The organism is Micromonospora sp. NPDC004704 (assembly GCF_053601675.1).
Window position 1 is genome coordinate 74,311 of sequence record NZ_JBSGCD010000008.1, and the last position, 26,163, is coordinate 100,473.

At 70.9% G+C, this 26,163-nt stretch carries 21 protein-coding genes; 14 read left to right on the plus strand and 7 right to left on the minus strand.

All coding sequences use genetic code 11. The features are described 5' to 3' along the window. Nucleotides 1-183: 183 nt before the first annotated feature. Nucleotides 184-615 carry a DUF5980 family protein gene (locus ACWEFB_RS13455; RefSeq protein ID WP_452285272.1) on the minus strand — a complete coding sequence of 144 codons (432 nt, stop codon included), beginning with the start codon at nt 613-615 and terminating at the stop codon, nt 184-186. A gap of 213 nt (nt 616-828) precedes the next feature. Further along, nucleotides 829-2,676, minus strand: coding sequence for a dihydroxy-acid dehydratase (ilvD, locus tag ACWEFB_RS13460; protein WP_452285274.1), 1,848 nt, complete (start codon nt 2,674-2,676; stop codon nt 829-831). Between the two features lie 201 nt (nt 2,677-2,877). Here ilvD and ACWEFB_RS13465 point away from each other — a divergent pair, with 201 nt between their 5' ends. The 5 genes from ACWEFB_RS13465 (at nt 2,878) to serA (ending at nt 10,840) form a co-directional block, all read left to right on the plus strand. Next, complete coding sequence (locus ACWEFB_RS13465; protein ID WP_452285276.1) at nt 2,878-5,181, plus strand: putative bifunctional diguanylate cyclase/phosphodiesterase; 2,304 nt, start codon at nt 2,878-2,880, stop codon at nt 5,179-5,181. Between the two features lie 260 nt (nt 5,182-5,441). Further along, on the plus strand, nt 5,442-7,433 hold the full coding sequence (locus tag ACWEFB_RS13470) for an acetolactate synthase large subunit (RefSeq protein ID WP_452285278.1): 1,992 nt from the start codon (nt 5,442-5,444) through the stop codon (nt 7,431-7,433). Between the two features lie 28 nt (nt 7,434-7,461). After that, the gene (gene ilvN, locus ACWEFB_RS13475; protein WP_326560513.1) at nt 7,462-7,977 is read left to right on the plus strand and encodes an acetolactate synthase small subunit; all 516 of its coding nucleotides are present in this window, start codon (nt 7,462-7,464) and stop codon (nt 7,975-7,977) included. Nucleotides 7,978-8,019: 42 nt separating this feature from the next. Beyond that, entirely contained in the window at nt 8,020-9,033 is a 1,014-nt protein-coding gene (ilvC, locus tag ACWEFB_RS13480) for a ketol-acid reductoisomerase (protein ID WP_452285280.1), read from the plus strand. A 208-nt stretch (nt 9,034-9,241) separates the two neighbouring features. Continuing rightward, a complete protein-coding gene (gene serA / locus ACWEFB_RS13485) occupies nt 9,242-10,840 on the plus strand; it encodes a phosphoglycerate dehydrogenase (protein WP_452285282.1) in 1,599 nt (532 codons plus the stop codon). A gap of 46 nt (nt 10,841-10,886) precedes the next feature. Here the strand turns inward: serA and ACWEFB_RS13490 are convergent, their stop codons facing one another. Together ACWEFB_RS13490 and ACWEFB_RS13495 are read right to left on the minus strand one after the other, a co-directional pair. Next, complete coding sequence (locus ACWEFB_RS13490; RefSeq protein ID WP_326560510.1) at nt 10,887-11,243, minus strand: hypothetical protein; 357 nt, start codon at nt 11,241-11,243, stop codon at nt 10,887-10,889. A gap of 292 nt (nt 11,244-11,535) precedes the next feature. Further along, on the minus strand, nt 11,536-12,474 hold the full coding sequence (locus ACWEFB_RS13495) for an FAD:protein FMN transferase (protein WP_452285284.1): 939 nt from the start codon (nt 12,472-12,474) through the stop codon (nt 11,536-11,538). 220 nt (nt 12,475-12,694) lie between these two features. On the opposite strand from ACWEFB_RS13495, the gene ACWEFB_RS13500 reads away from it, so the two are divergent. Together ACWEFB_RS13500 and ACWEFB_RS13505 are read left to right on the plus strand one after the other, a co-directional pair. Then, on the plus strand, nt 12,695-13,726 hold the full coding sequence (locus ACWEFB_RS13500; RefSeq protein ID WP_452285648.1) for a 3-isopropylmalate dehydrogenase: 1,032 nt from the start codon (nt 12,695-12,697) through the stop codon (nt 13,724-13,726). Nucleotides 13,727-13,939: 213 nt separating this feature from the next. Continuing rightward, nucleotides 13,940-15,037 (plus strand): branched-chain amino acid aminotransferase, encoded by a 1,098-nt coding sequence (locus ACWEFB_RS13505; RefSeq protein WP_452285286.1) that lies wholly within the window; start codon nt 13,940-13,942, stop codon nt 15,035-15,037. A gap of 103 nt (nt 15,038-15,140) precedes the next feature. On the opposite strand, the gene ACWEFB_RS13510 is transcribed toward ACWEFB_RS13505, so the two are convergent. Then, the gene (locus tag ACWEFB_RS13510) at nt 15,141-15,884 is read right to left on the minus strand and encodes a tyrosine-protein phosphatase (protein WP_452285288.1); all 744 of its coding nucleotides are present in this window, start codon (nt 15,882-15,884) and stop codon (nt 15,141-15,143) included. Nucleotides 15,885-16,028: 144 nt separating this feature from the next. Here ACWEFB_RS13510 and ACWEFB_RS13515 point away from each other — a divergent pair, with 144 nt between their 5' ends. Further along, entirely contained in the window at nt 16,029-17,339 is a 1,311-nt protein-coding gene (locus tag ACWEFB_RS13515) for an MFS transporter (RefSeq protein ID WP_452285290.1), read from the plus strand. A gap of 41 nt (nt 17,340-17,380) precedes the next feature. Here the strand turns inward: ACWEFB_RS13515 and ACWEFB_RS13520 are convergent, their stop codons facing one another. Continuing rightward, nucleotides 17,381-17,707, minus strand: a complete 327-nt coding sequence (locus ACWEFB_RS13520; protein ID WP_326563007.1) for a PRC-barrel domain containing protein — start codon at nt 17,705-17,707, stop codon at nt 17,381-17,383. A gap of 409 nt (nt 17,708-18,116) precedes the next feature. Between ACWEFB_RS13520 and ACWEFB_RS13525 the strand changes: the two genes are divergently transcribed. Continuing rightward, the gene (locus ACWEFB_RS13525) at nt 18,117-19,001 is read left to right on the plus strand and encodes an aminoglycoside phosphotransferase family protein (protein ID WP_452285650.1); all 885 of its coding nucleotides are present in this window, start codon (nt 18,117-18,119) and stop codon (nt 18,999-19,001) included. A 239-nt stretch (nt 19,002-19,240) separates the two neighbouring features. Beyond that, entirely contained in the window at nt 19,241-20,830 is a 1,590-nt protein-coding gene (gene cimA / locus ACWEFB_RS13530) for a citramalate synthase (RefSeq protein WP_326560504.1), read from the plus strand. 50 nt (nt 20,831-20,880) lie between these two features. Here the strand turns inward: cimA and ACWEFB_RS13535 are convergent, their stop codons facing one another. Further along, the gene (locus tag ACWEFB_RS13535) at nt 20,881-21,801 is read right to left on the minus strand and encodes an endonuclease/exonuclease/phosphatase family protein (RefSeq protein WP_452285652.1); all 921 of its coding nucleotides are present in this window, start codon (nt 21,799-21,801) and stop codon (nt 20,881-20,883) included. A gap of 262 nt (nt 21,802-22,063) precedes the next feature. Between ACWEFB_RS13535 and ACWEFB_RS13540 the strand changes: the two genes are divergently transcribed. From ACWEFB_RS13540 to ACWEFB_RS13555, 4 genes are all read left to right on the plus strand, one after another. Beyond that, the gene (locus tag ACWEFB_RS13540) at nt 22,064-23,119 is read left to right on the plus strand and encodes an AAA family ATPase (protein WP_326560503.1); all 1,056 of its coding nucleotides are present in this window, start codon (nt 22,064-22,066) and stop codon (nt 23,117-23,119) included. Further along, complete coding sequence (locus ACWEFB_RS13545) at nt 23,116-24,135, plus strand: DUF58 domain-containing protein (RefSeq protein WP_452285292.1); 1,020 nt, start codon at nt 23,116-23,118, stop codon at nt 24,133-24,135. Before ACWEFB_RS13540 ends, ACWEFB_RS13545 begins: the two co-directional genes overlap by 4 nt. After that, complete coding sequence (locus ACWEFB_RS13550) at nt 24,132-25,091, plus strand: VWA domain-containing protein (RefSeq protein WP_452285294.1); 960 nt, start codon at nt 24,132-24,134, stop codon at nt 25,089-25,091. The genes ACWEFB_RS13545 and ACWEFB_RS13550 overlap by 4 nt, the downstream gene beginning before the upstream one ends. 79 nt (nt 25,092-25,170) lie before the next feature. After that, entirely contained in the window at nt 25,171-26,088 is a 918-nt protein-coding gene (locus tag ACWEFB_RS13555; RefSeq protein WP_452285296.1) for a S1C family serine protease, read from the plus strand. The last annotated feature ends 75 nt before the right edge of the window (nt 26,089-26,163 follow it).

The following is a 26,163-nucleotide window of genomic DNA, read 5'->3' on the forward strand; positions in this document are numbered from 1 at the left end:
GAGAGCACCCGCAGCACCGGACAGACGCGTTGCTGGCGATGGATACGGGGCCGTACGGTTGGCGCTGTGGTCGGGTAGTTGCGGCTACCTGTTGGCGGACGCTGGGCCGCGATCCCACCCGGGATCGCGGCCCAGTCGATTCGTCGCCCCTCACCGGGTGCACGACGACTGTGGAGACGCCTGCTACGGGCAGCGTTCCTGCACCCGAATCGTGATCGGGACGGTCTGCGTCTCGACCGCGTCCGACGCCCACAGCACCGCGCCGTAGACCCCGATCGGGGTCGGCGGTACGACCACCGGGACCAGGGTGAGCACGTTGTGGTCGTCATTCGATCCGGGTGGAATGAACGCGTGGGGCGTGCCGGCTGTCGAACCGTCGGGCAACTCCCGCGCGGTGACCTCGATGGGTGCCGACCAGCTTCCCTGGATCACGATCAGGAAGTACGTGCTTCGGCCGTACCTGGTGTCGACACAGATCGCCTGCTGGTAGTCGAGCAGTTTCCAGGTGACCGGGGCGTCGTACGTCGCCGAGGTGGCGCCGCCCGCTGCCGCAGCCGGCGGCCCGCTGAACAGTGCCAGCGCCAGCCCGATTGTCAGGCCGAACGCCAACCTCACGCTACGGTGCGTCGATTTCACAACCAACCCCCTGGGAAGTGGGTAGCCCTACCTGGCACTGCAACAAATTAGGCGACGAATCTCAGTCGAATTTCAGAGACATCGGTAGGTCCTCGCGGGCAGCATTTCCTTGGCCGTACCGATGACTGGGACAGAGACCGGCCCGGACCATCGCGGTCCGGGCCGCTTCTTCGTCCTACTGCCACGTCCGGGCTACTCCGGGACCCGGCGGCACGCCCCGTCGCTGGCCGAGGTCGCCATCGAGGCGTACGCGCGGAGCGCGGCCGACACCGGGCGCTGCCGGTCGACCGGGGTGTACGGCTTGTCGCGCTTCTCCTGGGCGACCCGCCGGGCGTCCAGGACCTCGGCCGGCACGTTCAGCTCGATCGACCGGGTCGGGATGTCGATGACGATCTCGTCGCCGGGCTCGACCAGGGCGATCAGGCCACCGCCGGCCGCCTCGGGGGAGATGTGCCCGATGGACAGGCCGGAGGTGCCGCCGGAGAACCGGCCGTCGGTGATCAGGGCGCAGTCGCGGCCCAGGCCGCGTCCCTTGAGGAACGAGGTGGGGTAGAGCATCTCCTGCATGCCCGGCCCGCCCTTCGGGCCCTCGTACCGGATCACCACGACGTCACCGGCGACGACCTCCTTGGCGAGGATCGCGGTGACCGCGTCGTCCTGCGACTCGTACACCTTGGCCGGGCCGCGGAAGCTGAGTCGGTCGGCCGGGACACCGGCGGTCTTGACCACGGATCCCTCCGGGGCCAGGTTGCCGTGCAGGATGGCCAGCCCACCGTCGACCGTGTACGCGTGCTCCCGGTCGCGCAGGCACCCGTCGGCGGCGTCGGTGTCCAGGGTCGCCCACCGGTTGGTGGTGGAGAACGCCTCGGTGGTGCGGACCCCGCCGGGGGCGGCGTGGAACAGCTCGACCGCCTCGGGGGTGGGGCTGCCGCCCCGGATGTCCCAGTCGGCGAGCCACTGGTCGAGGGTGGGGGAGTGCACGGCGTGCACGTCCCGGTGGAGCAGGCCGGCGCGGTCCAGCTCGCCCATGATCGCCGGGATGCCGCCGGCCCGGTGCACGTCCTCCATGTGGTACTTGGGGGAGTTCGGGGCGACCTTGGCCAGGCAGGGGACCCGGCGGGAGATGGCGTCGATGTCCGCGACGGTGAAGTCCAGCTCGGCTTCGCGGGCGGCGGCGAGCAGGTGCAGGACCGTGTTGGTCGAGCCGCCCATGGCCACGTCGAGGGCGACCGCGTTGTCGAAGGCGGCGCGGGAGGCGACCGAGCGGGGGAGGACGGAGTCGTCGTCGCCGTCGTACCAGCGCTTGGAGATCTCCACGATGGTCCGGCCGGCCTCCTCGAACAGCGCCTTGCGCGCGGCGTGGGTGGCCAGGGTCGAGCCGTTGCCCGGCAGGGCCAGCCCGATCGCCTCGGTGAGGCAGTTCATCGAGTTGGCGGTGAACATGCCGGAGCAGGAGCCGCAGGTCGGGCAGGCGGAGCGCTCGATCTCGCCGAGCTGGGCGTCGGTGACCGCGTCGTTGGACGAGGCGATCATGGCGTCGATCAGGTCGATCTTGTCGTGCACGATCCCCTCGATCGCGATCGTCTTGCCGGCCTCCATCGGGCCGCCGGAGACGAAGACGGTGGGGATGTTGAGCCGGAGCGCGGCCAGCAGCATGCCGGGGGTGATCTTGTCGCAGTTCGAGATGCAGACCAGGGCATCCGCGCAGTGCGCGTTGACCATGTACTCGACCGCGTCGGCGATCAACTCGCGGCTGGGCAGCGAGTAGAGCATGCCGCCGTGGCCCATCGCGATCCCGTCGTCCACGGCGATCGTGTTGAACTCCCGGCCGACCCCGCCGGCCTCGGCCACCGAGTCGGCGACCAGGCCACCGAGGTCCTTGAGGTGTACGTGACCGGGTACGAACTGGGTGAAACTGTTGGCGATGGCCACGATCGGCTTGCCGAAGTCGTCGTCGGTCATCCCGGTGGCGCGCCAGAGTGCACGGGCCCCGGCCATCGTCCGGCCATGAGTGGAGGTCTTGGACCGCAGGTCAGGCATTGCACCAGTGTTACACCGTCGGTGCCGTACCGGCCTGCTCGGCGGGGGCGCGTCCAGAACGCGGGATGCCCGGACCGGACTCCGGGCGGGCGGTCCGCGGCCCACGGGGCGGGTCGCCGCTGGTGGATCCGGTACGTCCGGCTGGTCGATCCTGCACACCCCGTCCCCCACGGGACGGCCCGTATCCGGCACAGTGGATGCGTGCAACTCCCCTCTGGCGTGGTGGTCGGCGCGGTGGCGAGTGGGCTCGCGGCGATCGCGGGTACGTCAGTGTTGATCTTCTCGACGCTCCGGCGTACCGGCGACCGGCGCCGGGCGCACCTGCTGCTGGCGTCGGGCGTCGTGCTGGCCACCCTGACGGCGGTCACCGGCCTCGTCGGCGTCATCGGTATGGCCGGACACTGGAGCCACCACCAGCACCAGCGGATGACACTCGCCACCGTGGTCGCGGTCGGGCTCGCGGCCAGCGGGCTGGTGCTCTGCGCCGGGCTGCTGCGGCTGCCCGGTGTCGCCCGTACCCGGTCCGCGGCACTGCGGCTGGTGCTGGACGGGCTGGTGATCGGTGCGGCGCTCTGGTTCGTCGGGTGGGTGCTCGCCGCCGAGCCGACCCGGTTGCTCGGTGACTGGACCCCACGGGCCTGTCCGGCCATCCTGCTCGCCTCCGCGACCGCCGCCGGGGCGATCGGGCTCACCTTCGTCGTCGGCGTCCGGTCCCCCCGCCCGCGTCGCGAGCTGGTCCTGATCGGGTCCGGAGTGACCCTGGTCGGATTGGCGGGGCTCGGGCTGGCGGTCGGGATCTGCCAGGCGGGTCCGGTGGTCGCGCTGACCGGTGCGGCCGTACTGCCGGTCGGCTTCCTCCTGATCTTCCTGGGCGGGCGGGCGACCGAGCGGACCGGGGAGGCCGACGCTGACCTGATCCGCAACGGCACCGGGTACGCCTTCCTCCCGATGCTCGCGATGGCCGTCTCCGCCATGTACCACCTGCTCCGGATGGGCGACTTCACCGTGCTCGGGATCGTCTCCGGCAGCGTGGAGGGCTTCGCCCTGGTGGCCCGGCAGTCGCTGGCCCTGCGCGACGTACGGGCGTACGCGCGGCGGCTGGCCGAGCGGGAGGCGCACTTCCGGGAGTTGGCGCACACCGACCCGTTGACCGGGTTGGCCAACCGCCGGGGGCTGCTGCGGGCGCTGCAACAGGGTTCGGCGTCGGCGGCGCCGTGCGTACTCCTGGGTCTTGATCTCGATGGTTTCAAAAACGTGAACGACCTGCACGGTCACGACGTCGGGGACGCGGTCCTGGCCGAGGTCGCCCAGCGGCTGCGGCTCAACCTGCGCCCCGGCGACCTGGCGGCCCGGCTCGGCGGGGACGAGTTCGCGGTGCTGATGTGGGCCCGCCCCCCGGAGGCCCAACGGGTCGCCGAGCGGCTGCTGGGCATCCTCGGCCGCCCCTACGACCACCCGGCCGGGCGGATCTTCGTCTCGGTCAGCGTCGGGGTCGCGGCCCAGTCCAGCGCCCCGGAGGTGGAGACCCTGCTGCGCAACGCCGACCTCGCCCTGCGCTACGCCAAGCAGCGGGGCAAGAACCGGGTCGAGCGTTACGACGTCGCCTACGACCATCTGCTGCGTCGCCGGACCACCCTGGAACACGAGATGCGCGGCGCGATCGAGCGCAACGAGCTGCACCTCGTCTTCCAGCCGGTGGTGGCGGTCCCGTCGGTACGCCCGGTCGGTGCGGAGGCGCTGCTGCGCTGGTACCACCCGGAGCTGGGCAGTGTCCGGCCGGACGAGTTCATCCCGCTGGCAGAAGAGTGCGGCATGATCGCCCCGCTCGGCTCCTGGGTGCTGCACCAGGCCTGCCACCAGTTGTCGATCTGGTTGGCGGACGGGCACGACGTCTGGTTGTCGGTGAACGTGTCCCCGCGCGAGCTGCACGCCCCGGAGTACGTGGTGCAGGTGGCCGAGGCGCTGCGGGCGCACCGGGTGCCGCCGCAGCGGCTGGTCCTGGAGGTCACCGAGCACGCGGTGGCGACCGACCTGGACGAGCTGATCCGCCGGCTCGCCGCCCTCCGGGCCACCGGCGTACGGATCGCCCTGGACGACTTCGGCGCCGGCTACTCGTCGCTGGGACAGTTGCGCAAGCTGCCGATCGACATCCTGAAGATCGACCACAGTCTGGTCGCCGAGCAGGAGCCGATCCGACCGCCGGGCGAGGGCGAGCGGCGGGTCTTCGCCCCCATGGTCGACGTGGTGATGCGGCTCGGCCACCAGCTCGGGCTGGAGGTGATCGCCGAGGGGGTGACCAACCCGTTGGAGCTGGCAGCGGTGGTCGAGGCGGGGTGCCGGTTCGGCCAGGGACAGCTCTTCGGATGGGGGGTTCCGGCCGAGCACCTGGAGGCGATGCTCGATGCCGCGACCTCGCCCGGAGCGCGGGCGGTGCCCGCCCCGCGCAACCGGCCTGCCCAGAATCTGGGATCAGTTGACTCATCGCGTGAGATGCGTCAGGCTTAGCCCCATGTCGTCGACCAGGTCGTTTCGAGTACTTACCTGAGCGCACTCTCGAGTTGGAGAGTGCGCTGGCCCCGTGCATCTGCACGAGGGCCGTTTTTATTGGTCAACTCCCAGTCATCGAGGCGGGTTCCCAACCTCGACCGGAGCGCCCAGCCCATGTGAGCGGGCGACCGGCGGGCGGGTTCCCCCTCATCGGGCGGACTTCCTCCGCAACGCGCCAACGCTGACAACACCGATCTGAGTTAAAGGCCTGAATCGCTATGACGAGACCCACGCCAGAGACACTCGCCCACACCGCCCGCCGAACTCGGCCGAGCACCGAGGCGGTAACCGAAACAGCCGACCAGTTCAACCGGCGTACCCGGTCCGGCGGTGTCGAGGGTGGCCCGGCCGACCAGGCCCGGCGCGGTCGACCGGCCGGTGACGGCGCCGACGCGGCCCCGCTGCCCGGCCCGGTCCCCGGACCCGCCCGGCCGGTGGCCCCGGTGCCGGTCACCGGCGCGGGATCGCTGGTCAAGTCGCTCGAGGCGCTCGGCGTGGACGTCGCGTTCGGCATCCCCGGTGGCGCGATCCTGCCCGCGTACGACCCGCTCTACGATTCGTCCGTGCGGCACATCCTGGTCCGGCACGAGCAGGGCGCCGGCCACGCGGCGACCGGTTACGCCCAGGCCACCGGCAAGGTCGGGGTCTGCATCGCCACCTCCGGCCCCGGGGCGACCAACCTGGTCACCCCGATCGCCGACGCCTACATGGACTCGGTGCCGATGGTCGCGATCACCGGCCAGGTGGCCCGCCCGTCGATCGGTACGGACGCCTTCCAGGAAGCCGACATCCAGGGCATCACGCTGCCGATCACCAAGCACAACTTCCTGGTCCAGACCCCGGAGGAGATCCCGAGGGTGCTGGCCGAGGCGTTCCACCTCGCCTCGACCGGCCGCCCCGGCCCGGTCCTTGTCGACATCCCCAAGGACGTGCTCCAGGCGCAGACCACCTTCTCCTGGCCGCCCACCCTGGACCTGCCCGGCTACCGGCCGACCCTGCATCCGCACGGCAAGCAGATCCGCGAGGCGGCCCGGCTGATCGCCGCCGCGCGCCGCCCTGTCCTCTACGTCGGCGGCGGTGTGCTCAAGGCCGGTGCCACCGAGGGGCTGCTCCGGCTCGCGGAACTGACCGGGATCCCGGTGGTCACCACGCTGATGGCCCGCGGCGCGTTCCCGGACTCGCACCCGCAGCACCTCGGCATGCCGGGCATGCATGGCACCGTCGCCGCCGTGTACGGGCTCCAGAAGGCCGACCTGATCGTGGCCCTCGGCGCACGGTTCGACGACCGGGTGACCGGGAAGCTCGACTCCTTCGCCCCGGGCGCGGCGATCGTGCACGCCGACATCGACCCGGCCGAGATCGGCAAGAACCGGGCCGCGGACGTGCCGATCGTCGGCGACGCCCGGCACGTGATCGACGAGCTGATCGACGCGGTCCGCGCCGCCGGCCCGGTCGAACGGCAGCCCGGTACGAGCAGCCGGGTGGCCGGTGACCGTACCGACTGGTGGGCGCAGCTCAACGACCTGCGCGAGCGTTACCCGCTCGGCTACGACGAGCCGTCCGACGGCACCCTCGCCCCGCAGTACGTGATCAAGCGCCTGGGCGAGCTGGCCGGTCCGGACGCCATCTACGTGGCCGGTGTCGGCCAGCACCAGATGTGGGCGGCGCAGTTCATCTCGTACGAGAAGCCGAACACCTGGCTGAACTCCGGTGGCCTGGGCACCATGGGCTACTCGGTGCCGGCGGCGATGGGCGCCAAGGTCGGTCGGCCGGACACGATGGTCTGGGCGGTGGACGGCGACGGCTGCTTCCAGATGACCAACCAGGAGCTGGCGACCTGCGCACTGGAGGGCATCCCGATCAAGGTCGCCATCATCAACAACGGCAACCTGGGCATGGTCCGGCAGTGGCAGACCCTGTTCTACGGGGAGCGTTACTCCAACACCGACCTCGGCACCCACAAGCACCGGATCCCGGACTTCGTGAAGCTCGCCGAGGCGCTCGGCTGCATCGGCCTGCGCTGCGAGACCGCAGCCGACGTGGACAAGACCATCGAGGCGGCGATGGCGATCAACGACGCACCCGTCGTGATCGACTTCGTGGTCGGCAAGGACGCGATGGTCTGGCCGATGGTCGCCGCCGGCACCAGCAACGACGAGATCATGTTCGCCCGGGGTGTCCGCCCCGCCTTCGAAGACGACGACCTGTGAAGCGCCGACCAGTGAAGCGGAGTACGACATGACCATCCACACGCTCTCCGTGCTGGTGGAGAACAAGCCCGGCGTGCTGGCCCGGGTCAGCGGCCTCTTCTCCCGGCGCAGCTTCAACATCGACTCGCTGGCGGTCGGGGAGACCGAGAACCCGGACGTCTCCCGGATCACCATCGTGGTCAACGCCGACTCCTCACCCCTGGAGCAGGTGACCAAGCAGCTCAACAAGCTGGTCAACGTACTGAAGATCGTCGAACTGGATCCGGGTGTGTCGGTCGCCCGGGAACTGGTGCTGGTGAAGGTGCGGGCCGACCGGGCCGCCCGGGCCCAGGTGCTGGAGACGGTGAACCTGTTCCGGGCCCGGGTGGTCGACGTGGCGCCGGACACCCTCACCATCGAGGCGACCGGTACGCCCGACAAGCTGGACGCGCTCCTGCGCGACCTGGAACCGTTCGGAATCAAGGAAATGGTGCAGTCCGGTCTGGTGGCCATCGGGCGCGGGTCGCGTTCGATCACCACCGGTTCGGCGTTGCGTGCCGCTTAGGTCCGGTGGCCCGGCCATCGGGCGCCGCATGAAAGGGAAGTCATGAGCATCGAGATTTACTACGACGACGACGCCGACCTGGGTCTGATCCAGGACAAGAAGGTCGCCGTGCTGGGGTACGGCAGCCAGGGCCACGCCCACGCGCTGTCCCTGCGCGACTCGGGTGTCGACGTCGTGATCGGTCTGCCGGAGGGCTCCAAGAGCCGGGTCAAGGCCGAGGAGCAGGGCCTGCGGGTGCTGACCCCGGCGGAGGCGTCGGCCGAGGCGGACGTGATCATGGTGCTCGCGCCGGACACCGCGCAGCGCACGCTCTACACCGAGGCGATCGAGCCGAACCTGACCGAGGGCAAGGCGCTCTTCTTCGGCCACGGACTCAACATCCGGTACGGCTTCATCACCCCGCCGGCCAACGTCGACGTGGCGATGGTCGCGCCGAAGGGTCCGGGTCACCTGGTCCGCCGCCAGTACGTCGACGGCAAGGGTGTGCCGGTGCTGGTCGCGGTCGAGCAGGACGCCACCGGTACGGCCCTCGCCCTCGCCCTCGCGTACGCGAAGGGGATCGGTGGCACCCGGGCGGGTGCGATCCGGACCACCTTCAAGGAGGAGACCGAGACCGACCTCTTCGGCGAGCAGGCGGTCCTCTGCGGCGGCGCGTCGGCGCTGGTCCAGACCGGTTTCGAGGTGCTCACCGAGGCGGGTTACGCCCCGGAGATCGCGTACTTCGAGTGCCTGCACGAGCTGAAGCTGATCGTCGACCTGATGTACGAGGGTGGCATCGCCCGGATGCGTTACAGCGTCTCCGACACCGCCGAGTACGGCGACTACTCGCGCGGACCGCGCGTCATCGACTCCCGGGTCAAGGACGAGATGCGCAAGATCCTGGCCGAGGTCCAGTCCGGTGAGTTCGCTCGCGAGTGGATCGCCGAGGACGACAACGGCCGGCCGAACTTCAACAAGTGGCGGTCCGAGGGTGCGGCGCACCCGATCGAGGAGACCGGCAAGAAGCTGCGCGGGATGATGAGCTGGGTCGACCGCCCGCTCACCGAGACGGCCTGATCCTCCGGCCGATCCGACGGCCCGGCAGGGCCGCGCAACATGTGGGACCCGGCGCCCCCGGTGTGTGGAAATCCACCACCGGGGGCGTTGTGTCGTTCCCTGGCAGGTCATCGCGCGTTTACGATCGCTGAGGACCGATGTTTCCGCCACGTAAAACGCGTGGCGGCGCGGTCTGCCGCAGCCGATCGTCTCGACGACAAGAGGACGCATGAAGCCTGTCGTACTGATCGCCGAAGAACTCGCCCCCGCCGCCATCGACGTACTCGCCCACGACTTCGACGTACGACACGTCGACGGCACCGACCGGTCCGCCCTGCTCGCCGCGCTGGGCTCGGCCGACGCCGTCATCGTGCGCAGCGCCACCCAGATCGACCGGGAGGCGGTCGCCGCCGCACCCCGGCTCAAGGTGGTCGCCCGCGCCGGGGTCGGACTGGACAACGTGGAGGTCCCCGCCGCCACCGCCCGAGGTGTGATGGTGGTCAACGCGCCCACCTCGAACATCGTCTCCGCCGCCGAGCAGGCGATCGCGTTGCTGCTGGCCGTGGCCCGCAACACCGCCAGCGCCAGCGCGGCGCTGAAGGCGGGGGAGTGGAAGCGGTCCCGCTACACCGGTGTCGAGATCCAGGGCAAGACCGTGGGGGTGCTCGGGCTGGGCCGGATCGGCGTGCTGTTCGCCGCCCGGATCGCCGCGTTCGGGACGAAGCTGATCGCGTACGACCCGTACATCCAGCCGGCGCGGGCGGCCCAGCTCGGCGTCCGGCTGGTGAGTCTGGAGGAGTTGCTCCGGGAGAGCGACTTCATCTCCATCCATCTGCCGAAGACGCCGGAGACGGTGGGGCTGATCGGGGAGAAGGAACTGGCGATGGTCAAGCCCGGCGTACGGATCGTCAACGCCGCGCGCGGTGGCCTGGTCGACGAGCAGGCTCTCGCCGACGCGATCGCCGAGGGCAGGGTGGGTGGCGCCGGCATCGACGTCTACAGCAAGGAACCGTGTACGGCGTCGCCGCTGTTCGCGTTCGACAACGTGGTGGCCACCCCGCACCTGGGCGCCTCCACTGTGGAGGCGCAGGACAAGGCCGGTCTGGCGGTGGCGCGCAGTGTCAAGCTCGCGTTGCAGGGGGAGTTCGTACCGGACGCGGTGAACGTGCAGGCCGGTGGCGTGGTGGCCGAGGACGTACGGCCGCTGTTGCCGCTGGCCGAGCGGCTGGGCAAGGTCTTCACCGCGGTCGCCGGTGGGATCGCCGCCAGCGTCACCGTCGAGGTACGCGGTGAGATCGTCACCAACGAGGTCTCGGTGTTGAAGCTGGCCGCCACCAAGGGTTTGTTCGCCTCGGTCGTCTCCGAGCAGGTGACGTACGTCAACGCCCCGCACATCGCGGCCGAGCGCGGGGTCGAGGTGGTGCTGACCACGCACGAGGAGACGATCGACCACCCGAATCTGGTGACGTTGGCCGGTGCGCTGCCGGACGGCCGCGCGGTCACCGTCTCCGGGACCGTGAGCAGCACCGCCACCCGGGACGTCTTCAAGCTGACCGAGGTCGACGGGTTCGACCTGGAGCTGGGTGCCGAGGGCATCCTGCTCTTCCTCCGGTACGCCGACCGGCCGGGTGTGGTGGGTCTGGTCGGTTCGATCCTTGGCGAGGCCGGGGTGAACATCGCGGCGATGCAGGTGGCGCGGCGGGAGGCCGGGGGTGAGGCGCTGATGACGCTGACCGTCGACTCGCCGGTCGGCGCGGAGTTGCTCACCTCGGCGGCCGACTCGATCGGGGCGGTCGCGGCCAGCGTCGCCGACCTGCGCGAGGAGTAGTGAGACTGGGCCCGCCGGGGCTCGGCCGTGGCCGAGCCCCGGCGGGTTAACGGATCACCGTATGCGGTGGTGGATAGACCGAGCCGTCCTGGGGATCGAGCAGCAGCAGGCTGTGTTCGCCGGCCAGCCGCTCGATCAGGAGTAGCACCGCGTCGTCGCAACTGGGACTGAGTCGCATTTCGATGTGGTCCGCCGCGAGGTGCAGCGGAACCACCTCCCAGGGCGAGGCGGGTGCGGCGACCCGGTCCGGGTATATCGCCATGAGCGCCCGGTGGAACATGACCAGCCGGGGCTGCGGCGCACCCTGGACGTGCTGACCCTGACGGCACCGCGCATGGGCCGCCCGCACATCCGCTGACGTGGCCCCGTGCTCCAGGGCCCACACAACCAGATCGAAACTCACGGTGGTACAGGGTGCCATCCGTCGTTCATCAATTTGTGCATACCCCGCCTGACGCGCGGTGCATATCCTCAAGCGACGCATCGTGCAAGCGGCCTTGCGGCGAGTTGCGTCGATTGGTTAGGTTCCATACTGGATACCCGGTGAGTTCCCTGACGTGGACTCGTCTTCGGGTGATGAGCGCGCGTCGACACACCGGGTAACCGGCACCCCGTGTACGCGAGCCACGCGTACCCGTCGCTGGCCGGCCCCCACGATCGTTGCCGAGACGTGGGGGCCGATCGCGGCGTCGGGTTCAGCCCGGGACGCCGGCCTGCCGGGGTACGGCCATCAGTGCGCGGTAGCCCTGTGCGGTGGGGAACCAGTCCAGTCCGGCCGGGCCGGCGGCGTACAGCGCGGTGGCGTACCCGTCGGCGACGGAGAGTTCGGGGCCGGCGACGGTGGTCGCCACGAGCTGACGGGCAGGCAGACCGGTGTGCGGGTCCACCACGTGGTCGTGGCGTCCGGCCACCCCGGAACTGCCGATCGCCCCACTGGTCAGCTCCAGGGTCAGCGGAGTGCGCTGGGCGCCGACGGGGTGGCTCCGGTTGATCGGGTACCTGCCCTCGTTGGAGTGCTGCGGTCCGGCGTACGGCTGCTGCACCGCGACCCGCCACGGACCGCCGTGCGGCGCGCGGCCCTGGACCACCAGGTCGCCGCCGCTGAGCACCGCGTAGTCCTCGCTGCCGGCGGCGCGCAGCCGGGCCGCGGCCCGCTCGACCGCCCAGCCCTTGAGCAGGCCGCCGGGGTCGAACCCGCCGGGTACGGCCCAGGCGTCGAACCAGCCGTCGGTGGCCGCCCGCATCGCCGCGCACCGGGCGACCAGGTCCGCCAGCGGCGGGTACGCGTCGGGCGAGATCTCGCCCCGGCGCAGCCGGGAGACGAGGCTCTCCGGTCGGGCCGGGCTGTAGGTGAGGTCGATCGCGCGCAGTTCTGCCACCGCGTCCCGGATCGCCTCGCCGAGTCCCCGCCGCCCCCACCAGGCCGGACCGTTCACGACCAGGGAATATTCGGCGATCGAGGTGCGTACGGTGTGCCGGGCGACCAGCCGGTCGGCGCGGGCGATGGCCAGCCCGGCGCCCGGTCGACCGGGCAGGCCGGGGCTCGGCCCGCCACCGAGCCGAAAGTCCGGTGCCGGTGGGCGGTTCTCCACCCAACGGTGACGATCGGTTCGGCTGCGTTCACTTATCGGCATCTCCCCGCCCCCTTTGCCAATTCGCTGCGGGACCGGCCCGGGATCCGTGTTCGACCCACCTGAAGCACCATAAGCAGCGAAGATGTCCAACTCATGGGTATCGGCTGAGAGTGTCCTGAGGGTTTTCCATCCCAGATACTAGGACTCGCGTACCGGAAATCGAGACGGGGCCTTAACGTTTCCTAGACGGCGCAAGAGACAAAGGGGTATCGACGTGTCGGTGGCACGGATCGCGGTGGTTGCTGGTGACGGCATCGGACCGGAGGTGGTCGCGCAGGCGCGCAAGGTCATCGACGCGGTGCTGCCCGGAGTCGAGGCCACCGAATACGACCTTGGCGCCGCGCGCTACCACCGGACCGGCGAGGTGCTGCCGGACTCGGTCCTGACCGAGCTGGCCGAGCACGACGCCATCCTGCTCGGTGCGGTGGGCGATCCCACCGTGCCGCCGGGTGTGCTCGAACGCGGCCTCCTGCTCAAGCTCCGCTTCGACTTCGACCAGTACGTCAACCTGCGCCCCTCCCGGCTCTGGCCCGGTACGGTCAGCCCGCTCGCCACGGTCAAGCCGGGCGAGATCGACCTGGTGGTCGTCCGGGAGGGCACCGAGGGCCTCTACGCCGGGGCCGGCGGCACCCTGCACCGGGGCACCCCGGCCGAGGTGGCCACCGAGGAGAGCCTGAACACCCGGCACGGCGTCGAGCGGGTCATCCGGGACGCCTTCGCCCGAGCCGAGCGGCGCGAGCGGCGCAAGGTCACCCTGGTGCACAAGACCAACGTCCTGACCCACGCCGGCTCGCTCTGGGCCCGCGCGTTCGAGGCCGTCGCCGCCGAGCACCCGGAGATCGAGACCGAGTACCAGCACGTGGACGCGGCGGCGATGTTCCTGGTCAGCCAGCCCCAGCGGTACGACGTGGTGGTGACCGACAACCTCTTCGGCGACATCCTCACCGACATCGCGGCGGCGGTCAGCGGTGGCATCGGGCTCGCCGCCAGCGGCAGCATCAACCCCGAGCGGGCCTACCCGTCCATGTTCGAACCGGTGCACGGCTCGGCCCCGGACATCGCCGGCCAGGGCGTCGCCGACCCGGCCGCCGCGGTCCTCTCCGCCGCCCTGCTCCTCGATCATCTCGGTCACGCCGACGCCGCCGCCCGAGTAACCGGGGCGGTCGCGGCCGAGCTTGCCGCCCGTACTCCGGGCGCGGCGCTGCGTACCGCCGAAGTTGGCGACCGGCTCGCCGCCCACGCCGCGGCCTGACCACGGCCACCGGTCCTTTTTTCCTGGTCGGCGCCCGCCCCTGAATCCACGGGGCGGGCGCGGGCATTGCCGTGCGTGACCGTCTCGGGTTGATCCCGGTCGATGAGCCGACCGGAGACTCCCGTTGAACGAACGTTCGGGGTAAGTTTTCAGGCACCAGTCTCTCTTTCGGTACGCCCCGTCCGCGTGCCGTACCCCATGGAGGTCAGCGCTATGAGCGGTGGTGACAAGCTCGACTTCGAGATCCGTCCGAATCCTCAGCCGGTATCCGCCGCCGAGCGGGCCGCGCTGATGGCAAATCCCGGATTCGGTCGGGTCTTCACCGACCACATGGTCACGATCCGCTACGCCGAGGGTAAGGGCTGGTACGACGCACGGGTCGAGGCCCGCGGCCCGATCCCGATGGACCCGGCGACCGCCGCCCTGCACTACGCCCAGGAGATCTTCGAGGGGCTCAAGGCGTACCACGTGGCCGATGGCGGGGTGACCCTGTTCCGTCCCGAGGCCAACGCCGCGCGGTTCGTCGAGTCGGCCCGCCGGATGGCCATGCCCCCGCTGCCGGAGCAGGTCTTCCTCGACGCCCTGCACCACCTGATCGAGGCCGACCGGGAGTGGATCCCGACCGCCGACGACGGCACGCTCTACCTGCGTCCGTTCATGTTCGCCAGCGAGGTCTTCCTCGGGGTGCGCCCGGCCAACGAGTACCTCTTCGTGGTGATCGCCTCCCCGGTCGGGTCGTACTTCTCCGGTGGGGTCAAGCCGGTCAACGTCTGGGTCTCGCCGAACTACACCCGCGCCGCCCCCGGTGGCACCGGTGCGGCCAAGTGCGGTGGCAACTACGCCTCCTCGCTGGTCGCCCAGGCCGAGGCGTTCGAGCACGACTGCGAACAAGTGGTCTTCCTCGACGCGGTGGAGCGCAAGTACGTCGACGAGCTGGGCGGGATGAACATCTTCTTCGTCTACGACGACGGCACCCTGGTCACCCCGCCGCTGACCGGCACGATCCTGCCCGGCATCACCCGGGACTCGGTGCTGACCCTGGCCCGCGAGGAGGGCCGGACCGTGGTCGAGCGCCCGGTCGCCTTCGACGAGTGGCAGGCGGACGTGGCCAGCGGCAAGCTCCGCGAGGTCTTCGCCTGCGGCACCGCCGCCGTGATCACCCCGATCGGCCAGGTCCGTTTCCCCGGCGGCGAGTTCACCATCGCCGACGGCACCCCCGGCGAAACCACCACCGCCCTACGCCAACGCCTGGTAGACCTCCAACGCGGCCGAGCCGCCGACACCCACAACTGGGTCCACCACATCGCCTAACCACGCCCGCCCGACCGTTGTACGCCGTTGATCATGAAGTTAGCGACAGTTTTCCGCCCTCGGAGCGTCGCTAACTTCATGATCAACGCGTGTATCGGGGGGTTTAGGTGAGGAGGTGGGTGCGGAGGGATTGGAGTTGGGTGGGGGTTAGGCCTGCTTGCAGGAGGTAGCGCTCTATTGAGCCGTGGTGGTGGCGGAGGTTGGTGAGGAAGATGATCATTGCTTCGGCGGGGGAGGAGTAGTAGGGCTGGGGGGTGGGGAAGTCGCGTGGGGGTAGCTGGGTGGTGATCCAGAGGCGGAAGCGTTCGGAGGCGTCGGTGCTGAGGGCGTAGTCGGCGGCGATGTCGGCGTCGCTCACCCCGAGCAGGGACAGGGTCAGCGCGCACACCACCCCGGTACGGTCCTTGCCCGCCACGCAGTGCACCACCACCGGTGCCGCGTCCTCGTCCGCGATCGTCCCGACCGCCTGGGCTATGCCGGCGGCCCCGGTCTCGGCCAGGTCCCGGTACCGCTCGGCGAGGTAGTGGGCGACGCCCAGTTGCTCGTCGTACGGGACCTCGTCCCACTCCCGGTGCTCCGGGTGGATGTGCCGGTAGTCCAGCCCCTCGTAGGCCGGCACCCGACCGTCCCGCTTCACCTCGTGCGGCCGGCGCAGGTCCAGCACCGTACGGATGCCCAGCTCGGCGAGGATCGCCTGGTCGGCGTCGTCGATCCGGTGCAGTGAGTCCGACCGGTAGAGCCGTCGCCAGCGGACCGTACGCCCGTCGAGTCCGGCGTAACCACCGACGTCGCGGAAGTTGAAGAGGCTGGCGAAGGCGGTCACGCGGCTGACCGGGGAAGCGTCCATGGACTCACCATATCGGCTCCCCGGTGCCGGTCGGCGACGTCATGATCATGGCGCTGGTGGCCGGGGATCGCGGTGCGCGGGACCGGCGGTGATCAGGGCAAAGCACATCGCCGGCGGTGGCGAGACAGTGATTGTCTTGATTGGGTGCACAGTTACGGGGAAGACCTGCACCTGTTCCGGGACCGTCGCTTCGCCCTGCTGTTCGCCGCCCGTACCGCGTCCGTGCTCGGTGGTGCGTTCGCGCCGGTGGCGCTCGCGTTCGGCGTACTCGGGTTGGCGGGGGCGACGCCGACCACACTCTCCCTCGTGCTCGTCGGGCAGGCGGTTCCGCAGATCGTCTTCATGCTCGCCGGTGGGGTGCTGGCCGACCGCCTGCCCCGCTACCGGGTCATGATCGCGGGTGAACTGCTCTGCGCGGCGGCGTACCTGTTGCTCTCGGTCATGTTGATGACCGGCCGTGCCCCGCTGCCGGCGCTGGTCACGGGCGCCGCGCTCTCCGGGGTCGGGGTCGCGGTGCTCTTTCCCGCGATCCTGGGCATCGTGCCCGAGGTGGTGTCCGCGGACCGGTTGCAGACCGCGAACGGCCTGCTCCGCATGGGTACGAACACCGCCCGGCTGGCCGGCTTCACGCTCGGCGGCACGACGGTGGTACTGCTGGGCGGCGGCCCGGCGTTGGCGTTCTGCGGTGCGTTCTTCGCCCTGTCCGGGGTGTTCGTCGCCGGGCTGCGGTCACCCCATCGCGGACCCACAGCCGTGGCCGGGGCGGGCGGGTCGGTGGTGGCTGAGCTGCGGGCGGGGTGGCGGGAGTTCGTGGGGCGGCAGTGGTTATGGGTGATGGTGGTCCAGTTCGCGTTCACGGTGGCGACGACGCAGGCGGTGCACGGGGTGCTCGGGCCGGTGGTGGCGCAGCGGGAGTTGGGCGGGGCGGGGGCCTGGTCGGCGGTGCTGGTCGGTGAGGCGGTCGGAATGCTGATCGGGGTGGCGATCGTGATCCGGCTCCGCCCCCGCCGGCCGATGCTGGTGGCGGTGTCGGCGTGTCTCGCCGCCGTCCCGCTCTACCTGCTGCTCGGCCTGAGCGCGCCACTGTGGACGGTGGTCCTGGCCGGGGTGGTCACGGGAATCTGCGTCGACATCGGCAACGTCCTCTGGGAGACGACCCTGCAACGGGAGATCCGGCCGGAGCTGCTGTCCCGGATCAGCGCGTACGACGCCCTCGGCTCGTTCATGTTCGGCCCGATCGGGCTGCTCCTGGTCGGGGCGGCGGCGACCGGGTTCGGCCCCCGGCCGGCGATGCTGTGCTGCGCCGGGGTGGTCCTGCTCGCCGCCGTGGGCGCCCTCTGCTCGCCGTCCGTACGCCACCTGCGGGCGCCACAGCAGCACGACACGGTGGCAGACGGACGGCGGGCCGGTGGGGATGAAGCCCACCGGCCCGCCTCGGTTGTCCGACCGGGTTGAGCGGTCGGCCCGGTCTGGTTGGAACTACCGTCCGGTCACGGTCAGAGCGGCCGTGTGCCGGGCAGCCCGTACATGCCGCCGTAGTAACCACCGATCTTGTCCAGGTAGACCGGATCGGTCTGGTCGCTTTCGACGTACTCGGGAGCGGCCTTGATCTGGGCCTTGTCCCGATCCACGTAGACCTTGCGGTCCTCGTGGTCGACGTGATTGACCACGCCCGCGGGCAGCATGACCTTCTTGCCGAAGATCCACGGCCCGGTGTCGACCACCAGGAAACTGGCGTCGACCTCGTAGTTGGCGCGGTCGATCTTGCCGATGCTGCCGTCGGTCGCCTCCACGTGGTAGCCGACCAGGTCGGCGCCGGTCACGCCGGCGTCGTCCCGGTAGCGCCACGGCTGGAACGAGCCGTCAGGCTCGTACGCGCCCGGCGGAAGGGGCGTGCCCGTCGACTGGTACGTCTCCGCGGAGGCGGAGCCGGTCCACTCGTCGGGTCCGCGACGGCTGGTCGGGTCCAGCGCCTGGTCCGGTGTCGGCTCCGGGGTCCGAAACGGGATCGGTTCCGGGTTCTGGTCCGGGGTCGGCTGAGGATCGAGCCTGTTCATTGGCTTTCACTCCTCTTCTCGTCCTCGACTTCGCTGTCCCGGAACCTGCTACCCAGAGTCGCCGGAAGCTACACCTACCGGTCACCCGACCCGTTCCGGCGCGACCGGTCCGAATGGTGCCGAGCCGTCCGGGGTCGCGGGCGGTCCGGCCGGGTGTGAAGATCGGTCGGTGAGGATGCACGCCGATCAGGTCGAGATCACCACGGACGTCGTGGCCGCTCTGGTGGCCGCCCAGTTCCCGGAGTGGTCCGCCCTCGCGGTACGCCCGGTGACCTCGTACGGCACCGTCAACGCGCTGTTCCGCCTCGGCGAGGACATCGTCCTGCGTTTCCCATTGCAACCCAGCCTCGACCCCGAACTGCGCGCCGACCTGCTCACCGAGCAGGACAACGCCCGGCGGATCGCCGCGTACGTGCCGGTCGCGGTTCCGGAGCCGCTCGCCATCGGTGAGCCGGGGGAGGGGTACGGCGGACCGTGGACGGCGTACCGGTGGATTCCCGGTGAGACGGCGAGCGCCGGGAGCATCGGTGACCCCGACGTGTTCGCCCGTGACCTGGCCGGATTCGTCACCGCCCTGCACGGGATCGACACCGGCGGCCGGAAGTGGGCGGGTCGCGGGCGGGGCGGTCCGCTACGGACCAGGGACGCCTACGTACGCGACTGCCTCGCCCGCAGCGGGCACCTCACCGACACGGCAACGCTGGCCCGGATCTGGGCGGACTGCCTGGACGCGCCCGCCAACGACGGCGACGACGTGTGGATCCACGCCGACCTGATGCCGGGCAACATCCTGGTACGCGACGGCCGGCTCGCCGCCGTCATCGACCTCGGGGCGGTGTACGTCGGCGACCCGGCGGCGGACCTCCAGCCGGCGTGGAACCTGCTCGGCCCCGGTGCCCGGGAGTCCTACCGGCGGGCGCTCGGTGTCGACGAGGCCACCTGGCGGCGGGGGCGCGGATGGGCGCTGCTCCAGGCGATCGGCGCCCTCTGGTACTACGTCGACACCAATCCGGTGATGGCCGACACCGCCCGCCACACCCTCGACGCCCTGCTCGAATAACGGCCGCCGACGGCCACGATCCGGGCCGACCATCCCGAGATGTGGATTTTCCCTCCCGGAATCCGGTCGGGAGTGGCAGAGTACCGAGCGTGACCCAGCACGTACTGATTATTCGCGACTAGCGCGCCGGCAACCCCTCCGCCGAGCGCGCAGACCTCCCGCATCAGCGGGGGGTCATTTTGTTTGTCCGGCCTTGGGGCCGCAGCCGGACGGACAGTGCTGCTCTCGAAAGGAATCAGATGGCTTTCCAGGTCTTCGACACGACGCTGCGCGACGGTGCACAGCGTGAGGGGATCAGCTACTCGGTGGTCGACAAGCTGGCCGTGGCCAGGCTGCTCGACGAGTTCGGCGTCGGCTTCATCGAGGGCGGCTGGCCCGGCGCGATGCCCAAGGACACCGAGTTCTTCCACCGCGCCCGTACCGAACTCCAGCTTCGTCACGCCACCCTGGTCGCGTTCGGTGCCACCCGCAAGGCCGGCCTGGCGGTCGCCGACGACCCCCAGGTACGCGCCCTGCTCGACGCCGAGACGCCCGCGGTCTGCCTGGTCGCCAAGTCCGACATCCGGCACGTCGAACGGGCCCTGCGCACCACCGGGGCGGAGAACCTCGCGATGGTCCGGGACAGCGTCGCGCACTTCGTCGCCGAGGGACGCCGGGTCTTCCTCGACTGCGAGCACTTCTTCGACGGTTTCCGGTACGACCCGGCGTACACCGCTTCGGTGGTCGAGACCGCGCTCGCGGCGGGCGCCGAGCGGGTGGTCATGTGCGACACCAACGGCGGCATGCTGCCGTCCCAGATCACCGCCGCGATCAACGACCTGACCGGGCGGCTCGGCATCAGCCCGAACCGGCTCGGCATCCACTGCCAGAACGACACCGGTTGCGCGGTCGCCAACACCGTCGCCGCCGTCGAGGCGGGCGTCGAGCACTTCCAGTGCACCGCCAACGGTTACGGCGAACGCCCCGGCAACGCGGACCTGTTCACCGTCGTCGGCAACCTGCAACTCAAGCTCGGGCTGCCCGTCCTACCGGACGGCTGCCTGGAACAGATGGTGCGCGTATCGCACGCCATCACCGAGATCGCCAACATCGCCCCCGACACCCACCAGGCATATGTCGGGGCCGCCGCCTTCGCCCACAAGGCGGGGCTGCACGCGAGCGCGATCAAAGTGGATCCGGTGCTCTACAACCACGTGGAGCCGACGCTGGTCGGTAACGACATGCGGATCCTGGTGACGGAGATGGCCGGTCGGGCCAGCATCGAGCTCAAGAGCCGTGAGCTCGGTATTGACCTGGCCGGCCATCCCGAAGCCCTGTCCCGGGTGACCAAGCGGGTCAAGGAACTGGAGGCCGGCGGTTGGTCGTTCGAGGCCGCCGACGCCTCGTTCGAGCTGCTGGTCCGCTCCGAGTTGCCCGGCCAGGACGTGCCGAGGCCGTTCACCCTGGAGTCGTACCGGGTGCTGGTCGAGCACCGGGAGGACGGCTCGGTGGTCTCCGAGGCAACGGTCAAGATCCGGGTACGCGGTGAGCGGGTCATCGCCACCGCCGAGGGCAACGGTCCGGTCAACGCCCTGGACGAGGCGCTGCGGGTGGCGCTGACCCGGCACTACCCGGCCCTGCGTACGTTCGAGCTGGCCGACTACAAGGTGCGGATCCTCGAGGGCAGCCACGGCACCGGGGCGATCACCCGGGTCCTGGTCGAGACGACCGGTGACCGGGGCCGGGACTGGACCACGGTCGGCGTACACAACAACGTGGTGGAGGCGAGCTGGCACGCCCTGGTCGACGCCCTCACGTACGGCGTCTCCCGCGAGCCCGCCGAAGTGTAAGGAGTGACTCCTTCCCGCCGGCCCGCTGGCGGGAAGGAGCCTTCCGTTGCTCAGGCGGCGGGGAGGGAGAGTTCGGCGAGGACGGGGCGGTGGTCGCTGCCGGTGAGCCGGTGCACCCGCACCTCTTCCACGGCGATCCGGCGGTCGGCGAGCACGTGGTCGATGGCGATCGGGGGAAGCGGGTCACCGTCGTACGGGCCCCAGGTGCCGGTGAGCCCACTGCCGGTGGCGTCGGCGGCATCGACGTAACCGGTGTCCAGCAGTTGACGCAGCGGCGCGTGGTCGAGGGTGGCGTTGAAGTCCCCGGCCAGCACCCGTAACGGGCCGTCCGGGGTGGCCGGCGGTTCGGCTTCCAGGTCCAGCCGCCAGGACGGGAGCGCCTCCAGCGCGTACGGGGCCATCGGGTGCACCGACTCGACCAGCACCGGCGGCGCCCCCGGCACCAGCACCGTTCCGTACGCCTGGTGGAAGCCGCCGGGGTTCTGTCGTACGCCGCCGTCGCGCAGCGGGAACCGGGCGTAGAGCGCGGAACCGGCCGCCCCGGTCTCCGCGCCGAGTTGCCGGTGCGGCAACACTTCGGCGAGGCCGAGCCGGTCGAGTTCGGTCGCCGCCTCGGCCGTGAACTCCTGGAGGGCGAGCACGTCCACCCGTTCGTCGCGGACGAGGTTGATCAGCGCCGCCGCGTCGGCGCCGCCGAAGAGCAGGTTGGCGGTCATCACCCGCAGCGCCGGCCCGGTGGTGTCGGGCTGGCTGTCGGGCAGCGCCCTCGGCACCACCACGGCGGCCAGCGCGAGCGTGACCAGGGCGGCGACGGCCGCGGCGGCAAACCGCCGCAGCGCCAGGGCCAGCCCCAACGGGACCAGGGTCCAGAGCACGACGTACGGGGTGAAGGCCACCCCCTGCGCCAGCATCCCCCGTTCCAGCCCGCCGAGCCGCATCACCGCCCACCCCAGACCTGGCACGACCAGCATCCAGCAGGCGATCGTGACGACCCGCCGCCGGTTGTCGTGCACGGGTGGTGCCGGTGGCCGTTCGTCCGTGCCGGCTGCCGGTGCCGGTTCGGTGCTCGTGTTCGGGGTGGTCATGCCGATCAACGTAGTGGGCGGATGTGGCGGTTTCGTGTCGCTCCCGGTCTGGTTCGGTAGTAAGGGGCGCCCTGCACCGTTCCGTGGCCGGTTGGACAATGACCGGTCCTTACATGTTTGCCCGTGCCCTGACGGGGAAGCTTGCACCGTGACGGACATGTCGGACACCTTGGCCAGTGGGCCCAGGCCGGTCGAGACAACGTCGACCGGCCCCGAACTTGAACAGACCCTGTTTGAGGTCAAACGGGTCATCGTCGGCCAGGACCGCCTGGTCGAGCGGCTTCTGACCGCGCTCCTGGCGGACGGGCACTGCCTGCTGGAGGGCGTACCCGGGGTGGCGAAGACGCTCGCCGCGCAGACCCTGGCGAACGTCGTCGGCGGGAGCTTCTCCCGGATCCAGTTCACCCCGGACCTGGTCCCGTCGGACATCGTCGGTACGCGGATCTACCGGGCGTCGAAGGAGACCTTCGACGTGGAACTCGGCCCGATCATGGCGAACCTGGTGCTCGCCGACGAGATCAACCGGGCCCCGGCGAAGGTGCAGTCGGCGCTGCTGGAGGCGATGGCCGAGCGCCAGGTCTCGATCGGCGGCACCAGCTATCCGGTCCCGAACCCGTTCCTGGTCCTCGCCACCCAGAACCCGATCGAGTCCGAGGGCGTCTACCAGCTCCCGGAGGCGCAGCGGGACCGGTTCCTGATGAAGGTGACCGTCGACTACCCGAGTGACGTGGACGAACTCGCCATCCTCTACCGGATGAGCACCGACCGCCCCCGGGTACGCCGGGTGCTGGACCCGCACCGGCTGCGTACGTTGCAGCACCGGGCCTCCCAGGTCTTCGTCCACCACGCCCTCGCCGAGTACGTCGTCCGGCTGATCCTCGCCACCCGCAACCCGGCCCGGTTCGGGTTGCAGGACGTGGCGCCACTGCTGGCGTACGGCGCGAGCCCGCGCGCCACCCTCGGCCTGGTGGCCGCCGCACGGGCCCAGGCCATGCTCCGTGGCCGCGACTACGTGCTCCCCGAGGACATCCGGGAACTGGCGGTGGACGTCATCTCGCACCGGTTGGTCCTCTCCTTCGACGCGGTCGCCGACGGGATCCCGGCCGAGGCGGTGGTCCGCCGCCTGATCGAGGCGGTACCCCCGCCCCGGATCGCCCCCGCCCGCCGCGACGACAACCGCGCCCCCGGCCTGGCCGCCGCATGACCGGCTCTGACCGGGAACACGGCGGCGGCGCGTCGTTGGGGGAGCTTGCGCCGCAGGGGCGGCTGCGCCGGTTGGAGCTGGCCATCAACCGGCGGCTCGACGGGCTGCTGCACGGCCAGTACCTCAGCCTGCTGCCCGGACCGGGTTCCGAGTGCTCCGGCAGCCGGGAGTACCGGCCCGGCGAGGACGAGGTACGCCGGATGGACTGGGCGGTCACCGCCCGGACCACGCTGCCGCACGTACGCGAGGTGGACGCGGACCGGGAACTGACCACCTGGCTGCTGGTCGACTCGACCCCGAGCATGGACTTCGGCACCGCCGAGGTGGAGAAGCGGGAACTGGCCGTGGCGGCGGTGGCGGCGATCGGTTACCTGACCGCAGGATCCGGCAACCGGCTCGGCGCGCACGTACTCGGTCCGGAGGGCGTCCGCCGCTTTCCGGCCCGTACCGGTCGTGACCACCTGATGAGCCTGCTGCGTACGCTGCTCGTCGCCCCGCGCGGGGGCGACGGCGTACGTCCGCCTGCCCTCGCCGAGGCGATCGCCGCGCTGAACTCGTCCACCCCCCGGCGTGGACTGGCCGTGGTCGTCTCCGACTTCCTCGACGGGTTGCCGGACGCCGACGTCGGCGAACCGACCTGGGAACGACCGCTGCGCCGGCTGGCCGCCCGGCACCAGGTGCTCGCGGTCGAGGTGGTCGACCCCCGCGAGCTGGAACTGCCCGACGTCGGGGTGATCACGTTCGTGGACCCGGAGGGCGGGCAGCGCCGCGAGGTGTCGACCGGCGACCGGCGGGTACGGCAGCGGTTCGCCGAGGCCGCGCAGGCGCAGCGGGAACTGGTCGCCGGGGCGGTACGCCGATCCGGCGCCGAGCACCTCGCGTTGCGTACGGATCGGGACTGGATCGCCGACATCGCCCGGCACGTGCAGTCGAGGCGACGGTTGGCCAGAGCTGCCCGTCCACCGGCCCGTCCGGCCGGCGCGACGGTGGCGGCGGGACCGGGGGGTGGCTGGTGACCTGGCAGTCTCCGGAGCGGTTGTGGCTGCTCGCGGGCGTACTGGCGGTTGCCGTCGGGTACGTCCTGATGCAGCGTCGACGCAGCCAGTACGCGGTCCGCTTCACCAACCTGCGCCTGCTCGACCGGGTGGCGCCGAAACGTCCGGCCTGGCGCCGGCACGTACCGGCGAGCCTGTTCCTGGCGATGCTGGCGTTGCTGGTGGTCGGGTTCGCCCGCCCGGCGGCGGAGGTGCAGGTGCCCCGGGAACGGGCCACCGTCATGGTCGCGGTGGACGTGTCGACCTCGATGCTCGCCACCGACGTGGAACCGGACCGGTTGGCGGCGGCGAAGGTCGCGGCGCAGAAGTTCGTCGACGCGCTGCCGGACGAGTTCAACGTGGGGCTGGTCGCGTTCGCCGGGAGTGCCGCCGTACTGGTGCCGCCGGGCACCGATCGCAGCGCACTGCACCTCGGGATCAAGCGCCTGGCCGAGGGAAGCACCGGGGTCCAGGGGACCGCGATCGGTGAGGCGATCAGCACCTCCCTGGAGGCCGTACGGACGCTGGACTCCCAGGCCGCGCAGGAACCGCCGCCGGCCCGGATCGTGCTGCTCTCCGACGGGGCGAACACCTCCGGTCGGGATCCGATGACGGCGGCGGACGACGCGGTGAAGCTGAAGGTGCCGGTGCACACGATCTCGTTCGGCACCGCCGCCGGCTACATCGACCGGGGTGGGCGACCGATCCGGGTGCCGGTCGACGGTCAGACCCTGCGGACGGTGGCGGAGGAGACCGGCGGCGAGTTCCACGAGGCCGGTACGAGCGCCGAGCTGCGGGCCGTCTACCAGGACATCGGTACGTCGGTCGGCTATCGCACCGAGGAGCAGGACGTGTCGGCCCGGTTCATCGGGGTGGGGCTGCTGCTGGCCCTCGGTGCGGCGGCCGGGTCGATGGTCTGGTTCTCCCGGCTTCCCTGAGCGGGCCGGGCGCGGAACGTGTTCGGGAACTGGCTGGATGGGGATGCGGGAGCGGGACCGACCAGACGAGGAGTGCGCTATGGCACAGCAGAGCGGGCTGGGCGAGCCGCGCGGCCCATGGTTCATCTCACCTGATCTCGACCCGGCGACGGGTGGGCGGGGCCACGGGGACGGCGACGGTTCCGGGTCGGCCGGGCGGCGGTGGCGACGGATCCTGCTGACCGGGCTGGCCGTGATCGCGCTCTCGCTCGCCTCCGGCGGGCTCGCCGGGGGTTATGTCGCCGGGCAGGACGGTGCGGATCCGCAGGCGTCCGCATCACCGACCGCGCTGCCGCCGGACATGGTGGGCGCGGCGGCGCAGGTCGTACCCGGTGTGGTGTCGGTGACCGTGGCCAGTGGCGGCGGGATGGCCACCGGGTCGGGGTTCGCCATCGACGACCAGCAGCATCTGATCACGAACGACCATATAGTGGCCCAGGCCGGGGCGGCTGCCGCGTCGGCCGGTCCGGGGGCGGCCGGCACCGGTTCCAGCGCCGGCAGTGAGCCGACGGTGATGGTCGAGACGCCCGACGGCCGGCAGTTGCCGGCCCGGGTGGTGGGGCGGGACTCGGGCAGCGACATCGCCGTACTCAAGGTTCCGGCGGGCGCCGGCCTGGCCCCGCTGGTCCTGGCCAAACCCGGCGCGACCAGGGTGGGTGAGCCGGTGCTCGCGGTCGGTTCGCCGCTGGGACTTTCCGGTACGGTCACCGCCGGCATCGTGAGCGCGCTGGACCGGCAGGTGAAGCTCGGCAACAACCGGCACCGGGCGGTGCAGACCGACGCCCCGATCAATCCCGGCAACTCGGGTGGGCCACTGGTCAACGCCCGGGGTGAGGTGGTGGGGGTGAACACCGCGATCGCCACCATCGACGGCAAGGGCTCGATCGGCATCGGTTTTGCCATCCCGATCGAGCAGGTCCAGCAGGTGGCCGACACGATCATCGGCAAGGGCGGCTGAAATTGCCGGCGGGAGTAGCGGGGCGGGAGGCTAGCCTCTAGCCATGGCTGACGACATGACGATCGTCCGAGCCGG

Coding starts and splice junctions, on each gene's coding strand:
- ACWEFB_RS13545 (WP_452285292.1), top strand. CDS start 23,116: ATGACCGGCTCTGACCGGGAACACGGCGGCGGCGCGTCGTTGGGGGAG.
- cimA (WP_326560504.1), top strand. CDS start 19,241: ATGGCTTTCCAGGTCTTCGACACGACGCTGCGCGACGGTGCACAGCGT.
- ilvC (WP_452285280.1), top strand. CDS start 8,020: ATGAGCATCGAGATTTACTACGACGACGACGCCGACCTGGGTCTGATC.
- ACWEFB_RS13510 (WP_452285288.1), bottom strand. CDS start 15,884: ATGGACGCTTCCCCGGTCAGCCGCGTGACCGCCTTCGCCAGCCTCTTC.
- ACWEFB_RS13495 (WP_452285284.1), bottom strand. CDS start 12,474: ATGCCGATAAGTGAACGCAGCCGAACCGATCGTCACCGTTGGGTGGAG.
- ACWEFB_RS13505 (WP_452285286.1), top strand. CDS start 13,940: ATGAGCGGTGGTGACAAGCTCGACTTCGAGATCCGTCCGAATCCTCAG.
- ACWEFB_RS13555 (WP_452285296.1), top strand. CDS start 25,171: ATGGCACAGCAGAGCGGGCTGGGCGAGCCGCGCGGCCCATGGTTCATC.
- ilvN (WP_326560513.1), top strand. CDS start 7,462: ATGACCATCCACACGCTCTCCGTGCTGGTGGAGAACAAGCCCGGCGTG.
- ACWEFB_RS13535 (WP_452285652.1), bottom strand. CDS start 21,801: ATGCTGGTCGTGCCAGGTCTGGGGTGGGCGGTGATGCGGCTCGGCGGG.
- ACWEFB_RS13470 (WP_452285278.1), top strand. CDS start 5,442: ATGACGAGACCCACGCCAGAGACACTCGCCCACACCGCCCGCCGAACT.
- ilvD (WP_452285274.1), bottom strand. CDS start 2,676: ATGCCTGACCTGCGGTCCAAGACCTCCACTCATGGCCGGACGATGGCC.
- serA (WP_452285282.1), top strand. CDS start 9,242: ATGAAGCCTGTCGTACTGATCGCCGAAGAACTCGCCCCCGCCGCCATC.
- ACWEFB_RS13525 (WP_452285650.1), top strand. CDS start 18,117: ATGCACGCCGATCAGGTCGAGATCACCACGGACGTCGTGGCCGCTCTG.